Source organism: Streptomyces sp. NPDC004542, from assembly GCF_040610035.1.
Taxonomy (GTDB): Bacteria; Actinomycetota; Actinomycetes; order Streptomycetales; family Streptomycetaceae; genus Streptomyces.
This window is the reverse complement of record NZ_JBEXLP010000004.1, coordinates 145,251-157,331: the sequence shown is the minus strand read 5'-3', so window position 1 is coordinate 157,331 and position 12,081 is coordinate 145,251. Positions and strand designations below refer to the sequence as shown.

14 protein-coding genes are annotated in these 12,081 nt (G+C 72.8%); 1 reads left to right on the top strand and 13 read right to left on the bottom strand.

Translation table 11 applies throughout. From position 1 onward, the window contains the following. Positions 1 to 4 precede the first annotated feature (4 nt). The 8 genes from ABZX30_RS04330 to ABZX30_RS04295 form a co-directional block, all read right to left on the bottom strand. Positions 5 to 163, bottom strand: a complete 159-nt coding sequence (locus ABZX30_RS04330) for a hypothetical protein (RefSeq protein WP_355928605.1) — start codon at positions 161 to 163, stop codon at positions 5 to 7. Positions 164 to 187: 24 nt separating this feature from the next. After that, positions 188 to 394 (bottom strand): hypothetical protein, encoded by a 207-nt coding sequence (locus tag ABZX30_RS04325; protein ID WP_355928603.1) that lies wholly within the window; start codon positions 392 to 394, stop codon positions 188 to 190. 10 nt (positions 395 to 404) lie between these two features. Next, positions 405 to 1,028, bottom strand: a complete 624-nt coding sequence (locus ABZX30_RS04320; protein ID WP_355928600.1) for a DUF5947 family protein — start codon at positions 1,026 to 1,028, stop codon at positions 405 to 407. Further along, positions 1,025 to 1,570 (bottom strand): NifU family protein, encoded by a 546-nt coding sequence (locus ABZX30_RS04315; protein WP_355928597.1) that lies wholly within the window; start codon positions 1,568 to 1,570, stop codon positions 1,025 to 1,027. Before ABZX30_RS04315 ends, ABZX30_RS04320 begins: the two co-directional genes overlap by 4 nt. Next, positions 1,563 to 3,359, bottom strand: coding sequence for a nickel-dependent hydrogenase large subunit (locus tag ABZX30_RS04310; RefSeq protein ID WP_355928595.1), 1,797 nt, complete (start codon positions 3,357 to 3,359; stop codon positions 1,563 to 1,565). The genes ABZX30_RS04315 and ABZX30_RS04310 overlap by 8 nt, the downstream gene beginning before the upstream one ends. 108 nt (positions 3,360 to 3,467) lie before the next feature. Further along, complete coding sequence (locus ABZX30_RS04305) at positions 3,468 to 4,556, bottom strand: hydrogenase expression protein HypE (protein ID WP_355928592.1); 1,089 nt, start codon at positions 4,554 to 4,556, stop codon at positions 3,468 to 3,470. Next, positions 4,553 to 4,795 (bottom strand): hypothetical protein, encoded by a 243-nt coding sequence (locus tag ABZX30_RS04300; RefSeq protein ID WP_355928589.1) that lies wholly within the window; start codon positions 4,793 to 4,795, stop codon positions 4,553 to 4,555. Before ABZX30_RS04300 ends, ABZX30_RS04305 begins: the two co-directional genes overlap by 4 nt. After that, on the bottom strand, positions 4,782 to 6,263 hold the full coding sequence (locus ABZX30_RS04295) for a hypothetical protein (RefSeq protein WP_355928588.1): 1,482 nt from the start codon (positions 6,261 to 6,263) through the stop codon (positions 4,782 to 4,784). Before ABZX30_RS04295 ends, ABZX30_RS04300 begins: the two co-directional genes overlap by 14 nt. 307 nt (positions 6,264 to 6,570) lie before the next feature. Between ABZX30_RS04295 and ABZX30_RS04290 the strand changes: the two genes are divergently transcribed. Then, positions 6,571 to 7,062: a hypothetical protein gene (locus ABZX30_RS04290; protein ID WP_355928586.1), complete on the top strand. Its 492-nt coding sequence runs from the start codon at positions 6,571 to 6,573 to the stop codon at positions 7,060 to 7,062. 33 nt (positions 7,063 to 7,095) lie between these two features. Here the strand turns inward: ABZX30_RS04290 and ABZX30_RS04285 are convergent, their stop codons facing one another. The 5 genes from ABZX30_RS04285 to egtA all read right to left on the bottom strand — a co-directional run bounded on the left by ABZX30_RS04285 (position 7,096) and on the right by egtA (position 11,970). After that, complete coding sequence (locus ABZX30_RS04285) at positions 7,096 to 7,311, bottom strand: dodecin (RefSeq protein ID WP_355928584.1); 216 nt, start codon at positions 7,309 to 7,311, stop codon at positions 7,096 to 7,098. Positions 7,312 to 7,548: 237 nt separating this feature from the next. Then, complete coding sequence (egtD, locus tag ABZX30_RS04280; protein WP_355928582.1) at positions 7,549 to 8,511, bottom strand: L-histidine N(alpha)-methyltransferase; 963 nt, start codon at positions 8,509 to 8,511, stop codon at positions 7,549 to 7,551. Continuing rightward, positions 8,508 to 9,323: an ergothioneine biosynthesis protein EgtC gene (gene egtC / locus ABZX30_RS04275; protein ID WP_355928580.1), complete on the bottom strand. Its 816-nt coding sequence runs from the start codon at positions 9,321 to 9,323 to the stop codon at positions 8,508 to 8,510. The genes egtD and egtC overlap by 4 nt, the downstream gene beginning before the upstream one ends. Beyond that, positions 9,323 to 10,663 carry an ergothioneine biosynthesis protein EgtB gene (gene egtB / locus ABZX30_RS04270; RefSeq protein WP_355928578.1) on the bottom strand — a complete coding sequence of 447 codons (1,341 nt, stop codon included), beginning with the start codon at positions 10,661 to 10,663 and terminating at the stop codon, positions 9,323 to 9,325. The genes egtC and egtB overlap by 1 nt, the downstream gene beginning before the upstream one ends. Further along, entirely contained in the window at positions 10,660 to 11,970 is a 1,311-nt protein-coding gene (gene egtA, locus ABZX30_RS04265; protein WP_355928575.1) for an ergothioneine biosynthesis glutamate--cysteine ligase EgtA, read from the bottom strand. Before egtA ends, egtB begins: the two co-directional genes overlap by 4 nt. Positions 11,971 to 12,081 lie beyond the last annotated feature (111 nt).

Below are 12,081 nucleotides of genomic sequence, written 5' to 3'. Positions count from 1 at the left end.
GCGGTCAGCGGTGGCGCCGGACGCCGGAGGAGGAGCCGGCCATGCGCCAGATCTTGATCTCACGCACCAGTCCGGGGAGCTCCCAGACCAGCAGGCCCAGCACCGCGCTCCCGACGAGCACCGCCTGTGCCGTCAGTACGCGTTTGGCCGTCATGGTTGCCATCGCCATCTCTGCTCCCTAAGCCGCTCAGCCCGGCGGAATGCTCGGCATGATCTTCAGGATCGCTTCGTGCTTCTTCCAGTGGATGCCCGTGGACCGGCGCGCGTCGGCGGTGCCGTCCTCGTGGTGCCCCGTCTGGTGCCGGTACGGGCCCTTGTTGCCCTGGTGGAGGCCGAAGACGTGGGTGGGCGTGTCGGGCTTCGCCTGCGGTCGTCCGACCCGGATGCTGCCCATGGTGTCCTCCTTACGGTCGTGCGGCCGGTGCCATCGGCCGCGCGGCGGCCAGCTCGGTGAAGAACCGTTCCAGCGCCGGCCACATCGTCTCTCCACCGGACATGCCCTGCCACTCCTGGCGGACCAGCCCGACGATCCGGAAGCAGTCGTCGACCGGCACGATCCAGTGGTGCGCGAGGCCCCGGGCGGTGTTCACCAGCAGCGCCTCCACCTCGGGTGCCAGGCCGGCCAGCTGCGGACAGCCGGCGACCACGCTCCGCCAGGCGTCCGCGTCCACCTCCCAGCGGGTGGCGCCTGCCGGGCTCGGGTAGTGCGCGAGGACCGTGCCGTCGGTGCGGGGCACGAAGAAGGCCAGTCCCACGGGCACGCCCAGCGGCTCGGTGTCCACCGGGGGCAGCCGCAGCCGGCGCAACGGGATCAGCCGGTAGCGCCCGTCGCCCTCGTCGTCCTCGTCGCCTTCGGTGAACAGCAGCGCACAGGGCCGGCAGGCGCACAGCACCTCCTCCCGCTCGCCGTCGTGCAGATGGCGGTGGTCGTCCGGCACCGGGGCCGCGCACAGGTCGCACAGTTCCTCGGCCGCCGACCGCCGGGCGGCGGCCGAGCGGATGACCCGCCCCAGCGCGCCGCCGGTCACGGTGCCACCTGCGGCTGCCGGTCGCGGTGGGTGAGGGTGTCCAGCGGTACGAACGCGGGGGCGGGGGCGTCCACCACCCGCTCCACCGCCCGCAGTTCGGGGGCCACCCCGAGGACCGCCTCCCGGACCGCTTCCATGATCTGCGCCGACGACGAGCCGCAGCCCTTGACCGTCAGCCGGACCCGGGCCACCGCCTCCTCGATGCCGACCAGTTCCAGCTCGCCGCCCCGCCCGCGCAGTTCCCCGCGCAGCCGCTCCACCTCCCGGGCCACCCGGGCCTGCACCGGATCGGGATGGATGCCGTGCAGCACCATCAGATGGGCGAGGAGTTCGTCCCCGGCCAGCGCCGCGGACAAGGAGGCGTCCGCGCGGTCCAGGATCCTGGCCAGTGCCTCGCCGTAGACCTCGGTCAGCGCCCGCACCGCATCGAGGGCCTCCCGGGCGGTCGGGCCCGCCGTCTCCTCCAGGCGCTCCAGCAGGTCGTCCAGGCGGGCCAGCCGGGCGGCGAGCGACGTCTCGTCGAGCCGGGTGCCGTCAGCCATGGGCGGCGGCTCCGTACGTCGGCGAGTGCAGCGTGGTCAGCGTCTTCCCCTTGCCCACGTACATGTGCACACCGCACGGCAGACAGGGGTCGAAGCTGCGCACGGTGCGCATGATGTCGACGCCCTTGAAGTCGTCGGGGCCGTTCTCCTCGAAGATCGGCTGTCCCTGCACGGCGTCCTCGTACGGGCCGGGGGTGCCGTAGATGTCCCGGGGGCTGGCGTTCCACGGGGTCGGCGGGTACGGGTGGTAGTTGGCGATCTTCTTGTCCTTGATCACCAGATGGTGGGAGAGGACGCCGCGCACCGCCTCGTGGAAGCCGCAGCCGATCGCCTCCTCGGGCACCTCGAAGTTCTCGAAGACCTTGGTGTCGCCCGCCCGGATCAGCCCCATCGCCTCCTCCACGAACTGCAGGGCCATGGCGGCGGCGTAGGCGATGAAGTACGGCCGGGCGCGGTCCCGTTCGATGGTGTTGCTCCACTTCGGGATGCGCCACTCCAGCGTCGTCTCCGGCAGGCTCTCCCCCTTGGGCAGCGAGATGCGCACGCTGTTGCCGGTGGCCTTGACGTACGGGGTGTCGACGATGCCGCTCAGCGCCGTCGACCACAGCCGGGCCAGCGGGCCGCCGCCGGTGTCCAGGGCGAGGTGGTCACCGCTGCGTCGGTCGTACCAGCGCGGGCTCATCACCCAGCTGTACTTGTCGGCGAAGTCACGTTTCTGCGGCACCGGCACGGTCGTCTGGTTCCACGGGTGGCGCATGTCGACCGGGTTGCCCAGCGGGTCGTGGGTGACGAACGGCTGCTCGTTGACCCAGTCCTCGTAGTAGGAGCTGCCCAGCATGATGCGGATGCCGAGGTTGATGTCGACGAGGTTGTTGGTGACCAGCTCGCCGTCGACGACGACGCCGGGGGTGACGTACATCGCCCTGCCCCACTCGTTCATCGTCTCGTAGCGGTAGTCGACGACGTCCGGGTTCTGCCAGGCGCCCCAGCAGCCGAGCAGGACGCGCCGCCTGCCGACCTCCTCGTAGCCGGGCAGCGCCTCGTAGAAGAAGTCGAAGACGTCGTCGTTCATGGCGACGGCCTTCTTGACGAAGTCGATGACGTGCATCAGCCGGCTGAGGTAGTCGGTGAAGGTGTTGGGCTGCGGCATCGTGCCCACGCCGCCCGGGTACAGCGTCGAGGGGTGGACGTGCCGCCCCTCCATCAGGCAGAACATCTCCCGGGTGACCCGGCTGACCTTCAGGGCCTCCTTGTAGACCTCGCCCTCGAAGGGGTTGAAGGCCTTCATGATGTCGGCGACGGTGCGGTAGCCGTGGATGCCGCCGCGCGGCGCGTCGGTGCGCTCGGCGCGGGCCAGCAGGCCCGGGTTGGTGGCCTTGACCATGGCCTCGCAGAAGTCCACGAACACCAGGTTGTCCTGGAAGATCGTGTGGTCGAACATGTACTCGGCCGCCTCGCCGAGGTTGACGATGTGCTCGGCGAGCCGCGGCGGCTTGACCCCGTAGGCCATCTGCTGGGCGTAGTCGGAACAGGTGGTGTGGTTGTCGCCGCAGATCCCGCAGATGCGCGAGGTGATGAAGCCGGCGTCGCGCGGGTCCTTGCCCTTCATGAACACCGAGTAGCCGCGGAACAGCGACGAGGTGCTGTGGCATTCGACGACTTCCCGGTTGGCGAAGTCGATCTTCGTGTAGATGCCCAGGTTGCCGATGATCCGGGTGATCGGATCCCAGGACATGTCCACGAGCTGGGCGGGCTTGCGCCCCGTGGACCGGGCCTCGGTTGTCGTCATCTGGCTTGCTGCCCCTTGCTGTTCGGTTCCGTCGGTGACTTCGGTGAGGTCGGTGAGGTCGGTGACTTCGGTGAGAGGGTGTATCCCCCTCCCCCCGGCTGTTCCGCGTCAGGCGCGCCAGTGCGGGTCGTAACCGCTGGTCAGCTTGCGCTTGTTGTGGCGCCACTTGGGCTCGTGGTTCACGATGTCGTTCGTCAGTCCGCGCAGCCGGCGCACGACCGCCCCGTACGGCTTGATGACCAGCGAGGACAGCGTTCCGCCGGGCGGCTCGTCCATGAACGGCATGAACGCGTCGGGGAAGCCGGGCATCGTGCAGCCGATGCAGACGCCGCCGACGTTGGGGCAGCCGCCGATGCCGGACATCCAGCCGCGCTTGGGCACGTTGCAGTTGACGACCGGGCCCCAGCAGCCCGTCTTCACCAGGCACTTGGGGGAGTTGTAGTCCCTGGCGAAGCTGGCCTGCTCGTAGTACGAGCCGCGGTCGCAGCCCTCGTGCACGGTCTTGCCGAACAGCCACTGCGGGCGCAGCATGTGGTCCAGCGGCGGCGGGGGAGCGGCGCCGGCCGCGTGCTGGAGCACCCAGACCAGGGTCTCCATGAAGTTCTCGGGCTGGACGGGACAGCCGGGCACGTTGACGACGGGCAGGCCCCCCTGCGAAGTGAAGTCCCAGCCGAGGTAGTCCGCGAGGCCCATGGAGCCGGTGGGGTTGCCCGCCATCGCGTGGATGCCGCCGTAGGTGGCGCAGGTACCGATGGCCACCACCGCCCAGGCCTTCGGGGCCAGTCGGTCGAGCCACCAGTTCAGGGTCTGCGGCTGACCGGTGTCCGGGTCGTTGCCGAACGACGTCCAGTAGCCGTCGCCCTTGATGATGTTCTGGTTGGGGATCGAGCCCTCGATGACGAGGATGAACGGGGCCAGATCACCCCGCGCCGCCGCCCGGTACGGGGCGAGGAAGTCCTCGCCGCCCAGGCTCGGGGAGAGCACCTTGTTGACCAGGTTCACCTTCGGCAGGCCGGGGATCAGCCCGAGGACCACGTCCTCGATCGAGGGCTGGGCGGCGGCCGTCACCGACACGGTGTCGCCGTCGCAGCTCATGCCCTCGGAGATCCAGAGGATGGTGATCTCGTCGAAGCCCTCGCGCCGTTCGGCCCGGCTGGGTTCCTGGCTGACTTCGGTGGTGCCGCTGTGGGTGGTCATGTCCTCGGCCTCCGCTGCAATCGGTCCCTGGGTCGGTCGTACGCCGCGGCCACGGGCCCGGCGTGGGTCGGCGCGGGTGGGTGGTCCGGCGCGTGGGGGTGGGGGCGGGCCACTGCGCCCGGCCCGGCGACGCGTTCGTCCGTCCGCTCGACCGCCTCGCGCTCGGCGAGGTGCTCGTCGTCGCGGAACGACCGCTCCACCGCGCCGTGGCCGTGGGCCGACAGGTCAGGGGCGTCCATCGGGCGCTCCCTCGTCCCTCGCGGGGGCCGGCGGCTCCAGTTCGTGCGGGCGGAAGTAGAAGTAGCGGCCGTACCAGGCGTTGAGCTCCGCGGCCGGGTCGTCGTCGAGCGTGACGGCCAGGTGCGTACTGCCGTCCACGTCGTGGAAGACGGCCGCCACGCGGGCGGTGCGGCCGGCCAGGAACATGTCCTGCGCGTCCGCCCCGCGCCCGGCCGGCCGCAGCCGCACGGCGCTGCCGGCCGCGACGGGCACACCGTCCACGAGGACGCTGTCGGTCGTCGGCGACAGGCCCTCGTCGCCGCCCTCCTGCCACCAGGGCAGCGGGTGCCGCGTGCCTGCCGGAGGTGGCGCGGCCGGTCCGGGGCCGCGGGTCACCGGTTCGAGGGAGCGGATCGCGCCGTGCAGGCGGGCGAACATCTCCGGCGGCATGCTCTCCACCCGGTCGAGGATGTCCGCGGCCCGCTGGTCGGTGGCCCGGGCCTCGCGCTTCTCCTCGTCCGTCAGCAACAGCGTGCGCAGGCTCAGGATCTCGTCGATCTCGGCGGCGTCGTGCAGGTCGCCCGGGCTCTCGGGCGCCACCCGCGGGTGGTCCGGCAGGATGATCGGTGCGGACAGGACCGCGTCGCCGCGGCCCTCGTCGCCGCCCAGGACGGGGAACGTGAACAGGTTCCGGCAGGCGCGGGCGTGCTCCTCGTCCCCCTCGGGCGGCTCGATCAGCGACACGAACTCCGTGCCGGCGCCGCAGATCAGGGTGTGGGTGGCCATGAGGGCGTGCCGCAGCGCCTCGGCGCGGGGCACACCGGCGCCGCCGGGCGAGGCCCCGCTGTTCTCGGTGCGCACCCGCAGCCGGTACAGGGCCGTGCCGTCGCCCTCGTCGCGGATCCGCGCGGCCCGGACCGTCGTCACGGCGTGGACCGGATCCCGCCGGCGCACCACCCGGCCCGCACCGCCGCCCAGGTGCTCCGTCGCGGAACCGCCGGGCGACCCCAGCGCCGTACGGTGGGGGCCCTGGAGGAGCCGGGCGAGCGGGACGTCGATCTCCGCCTCGCGGGGCACCGCCTCGTCGAAGGTCAGATGGACGTCCGCCCCGGTCTCGAGCGCCTCCACCGGCCGGTGGAGGCCGTCGCCGGTGGACTGCTCCATCTGCTTGCGCTGGAGCTGCAGATAACGAACCGTCACGCGCAGCCGGGCGTCGCCGGACGCCCGCAGCAGGCACTCGGTCTGCTGGTACCAGGAGTCCACGGACCCGGAGACACCCGGTGGCACCGGCCCGTTCGCCTCGGCCCACTCGCGCGGGGTGAGCACGCCGAACTGCCAGCGCACCCGGTTCTTGGGGGACGACCGGCGGTAAGGATAAAGAAGGTAGCCCTCGTAGAGCACGGCGTCGGCGACCGTGCGCAGCCGCTGGAGCGCCTCGTCACGAGATGCGAGCGCAGCGCATCCGCTCCGAGCGGTACCGTCCACCATCCTGTCTCCTGTCACGCCGGCCATCCCTTCCACCAGCGTCACACCGCTCACACCGGTCGGCCTCCTGTGGCGCACCTCCTTGGGCCATTCGGGCGGGTACGGGCGCGGGGCGTGGTGGTCGCCGTGTCCGTCAGCGGTGGTGGTGTGGTTGGCGGCCGGTGCCGTGAGCGTGCCGGTGGCGACCGCGTGCCGGGACGTGACCGGGGGACCCGACTGCCGAGGCACTGGGTCCGGCTCGTCCGTGCCCGCACGCTCATTCTCGCCCGCACCCCGCGGCAGGGGGCGCGCCGCTGTCTACGCTGGCCGTGTGACTGACAGCAGCAAGCGACCGCTCGCCGTGTTCGACCTCGACAACACCCTGGCCGGTACGGCGCACCGGCAGCGGTTCCTGGAGAGCCGGCCGCGGGACTGGGACGCCTTCTTCGCCGCCGCACCCGCGGATCCGCCGCTCGCCGAGGGCGTGGCGCTGGCGCGCGGCAGCGCCGAGGAGTGCGAGGTCGTCTATCTCACCGGGCGGCCCGAGCGCTGCCGGCGCGACACGCTCGACTGGCTCACCGCGCACGGTCTGCCCGAGGGGCGCGTGTTCATGCGGGGCAACGCCGACCGCAGGCCCGCCCGCCGCACCAAACTGGAGATCCTGCGCCGGCTGGCCCGGGACCGTCAGGTCCGGTTCCTGGTGGACGACGACGAGCTGGTGTGCGACGACGCCGAACGCGCCGGGTTCACCGTCGTACGGGCCCGCTGGGCCGAGCGGTCGGCCGCGCTGGCGGACGCCCAGGAACGGGAGGGCCGGACCTGACGGACGTACCTGACGGACGCGGGCCCGGCGGCGTCAGTCCTCGTCCTCGAGGCGGAAGCCCACCTTCAGGCCCACCTGGAAGTGTGCGATCTCGCCGTTCTCGATCTGGCCCCTGACCTGCGTCACCTCGAACCAGTCCAGGTGGCGCAGGGTCTGGCCGGCGCGCGCGATGCCGTTGCGGATGGCCTGGTCGACGCCCTCCTGCGAGGTGCCGACGATCTCGGTGACCCGGTAGGTGTGGTCCGGCATGACGGGTGCTCCTCTCCCGCGTGAGGCGTGTGTCACGCGTCACTCCACCGTGCCGCATGCGGAGACGGAGTGCGAGGCGTCCGGGCCGTCACCCGGGGCGGCGCCCCTCGCCGCCCCGGCGAGGAGGCGCCCGCCGCCACGGCGGCGGGCGTCCCCCCGGTACCCCTCAGCGGACCCCGGCCGGGGCCGAGGACCCGGTCAAGGGGTGGACGGGCACGCTGCCCGGTGGCCCCGAAGTCACCGGGCGATGCTCAGCGACAGCGCGAAACGCCCCTGCGAGTCGGTCCACCAGTTGCTCAGTTCCATTCCGGCGGCGGCCAGTTCGGCGGTGATCCCGTCCCGCCGGAACTTGGCCGACACCTCGGTGCGCAGTTCCTCGCCCGCCGCGAAGTCGACCGCGAGGTCGAGGGCGGGGATCTTCACGGTCTGGGCGGCCCGGGAGCGCAGCCGCATCTCGATCCACTCGTTCGCCCCGTCCCACAGGGCCACGTGCTCGAAGGCGCCGGGCTCGAAGTCGGCGCCCAGTTCGCGGTTGACGACGGCCAGGACGTTCCGGTTGAACTCGGCCGTCACCCCGGCCGCGTCGTCGTACGCCCGGACGAGGACGTCCTCGTCCTTGACCAGGTCCGTGCCGAGCAGCAGGGCGTCACCCGGCGACAGCAGCGCGCGGACGGAGGCGAGGAACCGGGCGCGTTCGGCGGGCAGGAGGTTGCCGAGGGTGCCGCCGAGGAAGGCCAGCAGCCGGGGGCCGGGCGTGTCCGGAAGGGGCAGCGCGGCCGTGAAGTCGGCGATCAGGGCGTGCACTTCGAGTTCGGGCCGCTCCGCGACGAGGGCCTGCCCGGCTTGGGTCAGGGCGCTCTCGCTGACGTCGACGGGGACGTAGACGCGCAGACCGGTGAGCGCGTCGATCAGGTACCGCGTCTTCTCGGAGGAGCCGGAGCCCAGTTCGACCAGGGTGCGGGCCCCGGTCGCGGACGCGATCTCGCCGGAGCGGGCGGTGAGGATCTCCCGTTCGGCACGGGTCGGGTAGTACTCGGGCAGTTCGGTGATCTGCTCGAACAGCTCGCTGCCCCGGGCGTCGTAGAACCACTTCGGCGGCAGCGTCTTGGGGCTTGCGGTGAGGCCGCGCAGGACGTCGGCGCGCAGCGCGGCGTCCGTCGCGTCCTCGGCAAGGGTGCGGGTGACGTGCAGGGAACTCACGTGCAGGGCTCCTTCGGTGATGAGGGTGCCCCCGCTCGAGCGGAGCCGGGAGTGGGGGAGGATGCCAGGGCGTCCGTCAGGGGCGTCAGCCGCACGCCGGCGCGGTCGGCCACGAGCAGCGCGCGGTCGGGGACCTCCTGCCAGCGCGGGTCGTCGTCGTACGGCTCGGAGGCCACGACGGCGCGGCCGGGTTCGGCGAGGTACCAGAGGGTGTCGCCCCAGGTGGTGGCGGTGACGGTCGCGCCGTCGGTGAGCAGGAGGTTGAGCCGGGAGGCGGGGGCCGCCTCGGCGACCTGGAGAACCGTTTCGGCGAGGGCGCGGCCGGCCTCCTCGCCGGACCGCAGCCGGTGCAGCGCCAACGCCCAGACGAACGCCGAGTCGGTACGCGCCTCCAGGGACAGCAGGTCGGCCGGCGGCAGGGCCGGGGCCAGCGGGACCGCGGACTGCGGCCAGCCCCTGATCGCCCCGTTGTGGCTGAACAGCCACCGGTCCGCCGTGAACGGCGCCGCGGCGGCCTCCCCGTCCGCGCCGGCCAGCGTGGCGTCGCGCACCGCGGCGAGCAGCGCGCCCGTACGGACCACCCGGGCCAGGTCGGTGAAGGACTGGTCGGCCCAGATAGGACCGGACCGCCGGTAACGGGCCGGCACCGGGTCGTCGGGGGCGTACCAGCCGACCCCGAAACCGTCGGCGTTGACCGTGCCGTACCGCTGCCGCCGCGGCGCCCACGACTGGCGGTACAGGCCGTGCGGGGGCTCCACGACGACCTCGCCCAGCGGCTCCGGCGGCCCCACGTAGGCCACGTGGCGGCACATCAGACGTCCTCCGAGCGGGCGGTGCGGAAGCCGGAGAAGATCTGCCGCCGGACCGGGTAGTCCCAGTTGCGGAACGTGCCCCGGCAGGCCACCGGGTCCACGGCGAACGAGCCGCCGCGCAGCACCTTGTGCTCCGGCCCGAAGAACACCTGCGAGTACTCCTTGTACGGGAACGCGGTGAACCCCGGGTACGGCAGGAAGTCGCTCGCCGTCCACTCCCACACGTCGCCGATCAACTGCCGGACGCCGAGCGGTGACTCACCCTCCGGGTAGCTGCCCGCCGGGGCGGGGCGCAGGTGCCGCTGGCCCAGGTTGGCGTGGATTGGCGCCGGGTCGGCGTCGCCCCACGGGTAGCGCCGGGAGCGCCCGGTGGCGGGGTCGTGCCGGGCGGCCTTCTCCCACTCGGCCTCGGTGGGCAGCCGGCGCCCGGCCCAGCGGGCGTAGGCGTCCGCCTCGTACCAGCACACGTGCAGCACCGGCTCGTCGGGCGGGACGACCTCGGTGACGCCGAACCGGCGCCGCAGCCACTGGCCGCCGTCGCGGTGCCAGAACAGCGGTGCGCCGATGCCGCTTCCCCGTACGTGCGCCCAGCCCTCCGGTGTCCACCAGCGCTCGGTGTCGTAGCCGCCGTCCTCGATGAACGCCTGGTACGCGGCGTTCGTCACCGGTGTGGTGTCGATGCGGAAGGGTGCCACCTCGACGCGGTGCGCGGGGCGTTCGTTGTCCAGTGCCCACGGCTCGGTGGAGGTGCCCATGGTGAACGGGCCGCCGGGGACGAGGACTTCGGCCGGTCCGGTGAACGGTGCGGCCGGTTCCGGGTCGGGGGCGGTCAGGGCCTGCGGACCCCTGCGCAGCTGATGGGTGATCAGCATGGTCTCGTCGTGCTGCTGTTCGTGCTGGGCGATCATGCCGAAGGCGAAACCCGCCTCGGTCAGCCGGGTGCCGTGCAGCGCGGTGCTCTCCAGCAGGTCCAGGACCCGGCCGCGTACCGCGGCCGCGTACGCGCGGGCCTCGGCGGGCGGCAGCAGCGGCAGTGAGGGCCGTTCGGCGCGCGGGTGCTCGAAGGCGTCGTACAGGCCGTCGATCTCGGGCCGCATCGGTTCCCTGCCGCCGACCGTCCGCAGCAGCCACAGCTCTTCCTGGTTGCCGATGTGGGCGAGGTCCCACACCAGCGGGGACATCAGCGGCGAGTGCTGGGCGGTGAGGTCCGGGTCGTCGACGCAGCCGGTCAGCAGGGCCGTCCGGGCGCGCGCGCGGGTCAGCGAGGCCAGCGCGCGCTCGCGGACGGCTTCCCGACCGCTCGCGTGCGCGCTCTCGTGCTCGGTCTCGGGGGCGGTCATGTGCGGATGTCCTTCCCGTGGGTGCGAGGAGCCGTGCCGCGCAGGCGGTCCAGCAGGTCGTCGGCGGGGCAGCGGCCCCGGACCACGTAGCGGTCGAAGTACGCCGCGACGGCGTCCGTGACCTCGGTCGTGGCGCCGAGCCGGGGGAGCGCCTCGAGCGCCGTCGCGAAACAGGAGACGGCGGCCTCCCGCAGTTCGGCGTCGGCCGGCCCGTACCGGGCCGCGTCCGTCCACAGCGGGTTGTGCGGCGCGGGCAGCCCCAGCGCCCGTTCGGCCAGGGGCTTCACGGTGCGGTACGCGGTCTCGGCGGCCTCCGGGTCGTCGAAGAGCGCGGCCGTCACCGCGAGCGGCACGATCCACCCGTCGTCGCCGGGTTGCGCGTCGATCATGCGCAACTCCAGGTGCCCGCGCGGCCTGACCGGCGGGAACAGCGTCGTGAGGTGGTAGTCGAGGTCCGCGCGGGTCGGCGGCCGGGGCCGCGCCCCGCGGATCCAGTCACGGAAGGTGAGCCCGTCGGGCACCTCCCAGGGCGCGTCGTCGCGCCGTACGCACATCACGGGCGCGTCGAGCACGTGCCGGGCCCAGGCGGCGCGCGGTTCACCGGCCGGCGGGGGCGCGCCCGCGCGGCCCGCGCCGATCTGCATCCACAGCAGCTGCCGGGTGGACCGCCAGCCCGTCGGCTGCCCTTGCACCAGCGGGGAGTTGGCGAATACGGCCACCAGGACCGCGCCCAGCTGGTGGGCCAGCCACCAGCGCCGCCCGTGGCCCAGCGGGCCCGGCTCCTCGTAGCCGGCGTCGACGCACACCTGTACCGAGGCCGAGGCGCACATCATGTGGCGGCCGGCCGCGCCGGTGCGGTCGAGGCAGGTCTCCATGGCGTCGTAGCGGGGCCGGCGCAGGAATCTGCGGGGCTCGTGCCAGGGATCGTGGCCGGCGCCGACGAGGCCGAGACCGTCCTCGGCCAGGACCGCGCGGACGGCGTCGAGGTCGGCTGAGACGGTGCCTATGCACTCCATGAGGGAGGAGGCGGGCGGCGAGCTGAGTTCCAGCTGGCCGCCGGGTTCGACGGTGAGCGCCGACCCCAGGGGAACGGTGCGCAGTGCGGCGTAGGCCGCTTTGAGCCGTTCGGGTGTCACGGGGAGCCGCGGCTGCCGCAGCTCGTGGACGAGCCATTCCACTTCGACCCCGAGCGTGCGGGGTGGTCCGGTCTTGAAGCAGATGCCCCTGACCAGGGCTTCCACCTCGGGTTCGGTGACGGCTGTGCGGTGCTCCGTACAGTCGCCGCCTTCATGTTCCGCATCGGACATGTCGGGATCCTCCTGAGATTCCACCATGCCACCGGCCCGGCCGGGGTGGGCCGGGACGGCATCGTCCGTCCCACCCAAGACCTTCCCGCCGATTCGCACAAGGGTGCAAAT

Bases quoted from the DNA above. Each gene is read 5' to 3' on its own strand.
- ABZX30_RS04330 (WP_355928605.1), bottom strand. From the start codon at position 163: ATGGCAACCATGACGGCCAAACGCGTACTGACGGCACAGGCGGTGCTC.
- ABZX30_RS04325 (WP_355928603.1), bottom strand. From the start codon at position 394: ATGGGCAGCATCCGGGTCGGACGACCGCAGGCGAAGCCCGACACGCCC.
- ABZX30_RS04315 (WP_355928597.1), bottom strand. From the start codon at position 1,570: ATGGCTGACGGCACCCGGCTCGACGAGACGTCGCTCGCCGCCCGGCTG.
- ABZX30_RS04310 (WP_355928595.1), bottom strand. From the start codon at position 3,359: ATGACGACAACCGAGGCCCGGTCCACGGGGCGCAAGCCCGCCCAGCTC.
- ABZX30_RS04305 (WP_355928592.1), bottom strand. From the start codon at position 4,556: ATGACCACCCACAGCGGCACCACCGAAGTCAGCCAGGAACCCAGCCGG.
- ABZX30_RS04300 (WP_355928589.1), bottom strand. From the start codon at position 4,795: ATGGACGCCCCTGACCTGTCGGCCCACGGCCACGGCGCGGTGGAGCGG.
- ABZX30_RS04295 (WP_355928588.1), bottom strand. From the start codon at position 6,263: ATGGTGGACGGTACCGCTCGGAGCGGATGCGCTGCGCTCGCATCTCGT.
- ABZX30_RS04285 (WP_355928584.1), bottom strand. From the start codon at position 7,311: ATGCCGGACCACACCTACCGGGTCACCGAGATCGTCGGCACCTCGCAG.
- egtC (WP_355928580.1), bottom strand. From the start codon at position 9,323: ATGTGCCGCCACGTGGCCTACGTGGGGCCGCCGGAGCCGCTGGGCGAG.
- egtB (WP_355928578.1), bottom strand. From the start codon at position 10,663: ATGACCGCCCCCGAGACCGAGCACGAGAGCGCGCACGCGAGCGGTCGG.
- egtA (WP_355928575.1), bottom strand. From the start codon at position 11,970: ATGTCCGATGCGGAACATGAAGGCGGCGACTGTACGGAGCACCGCACA.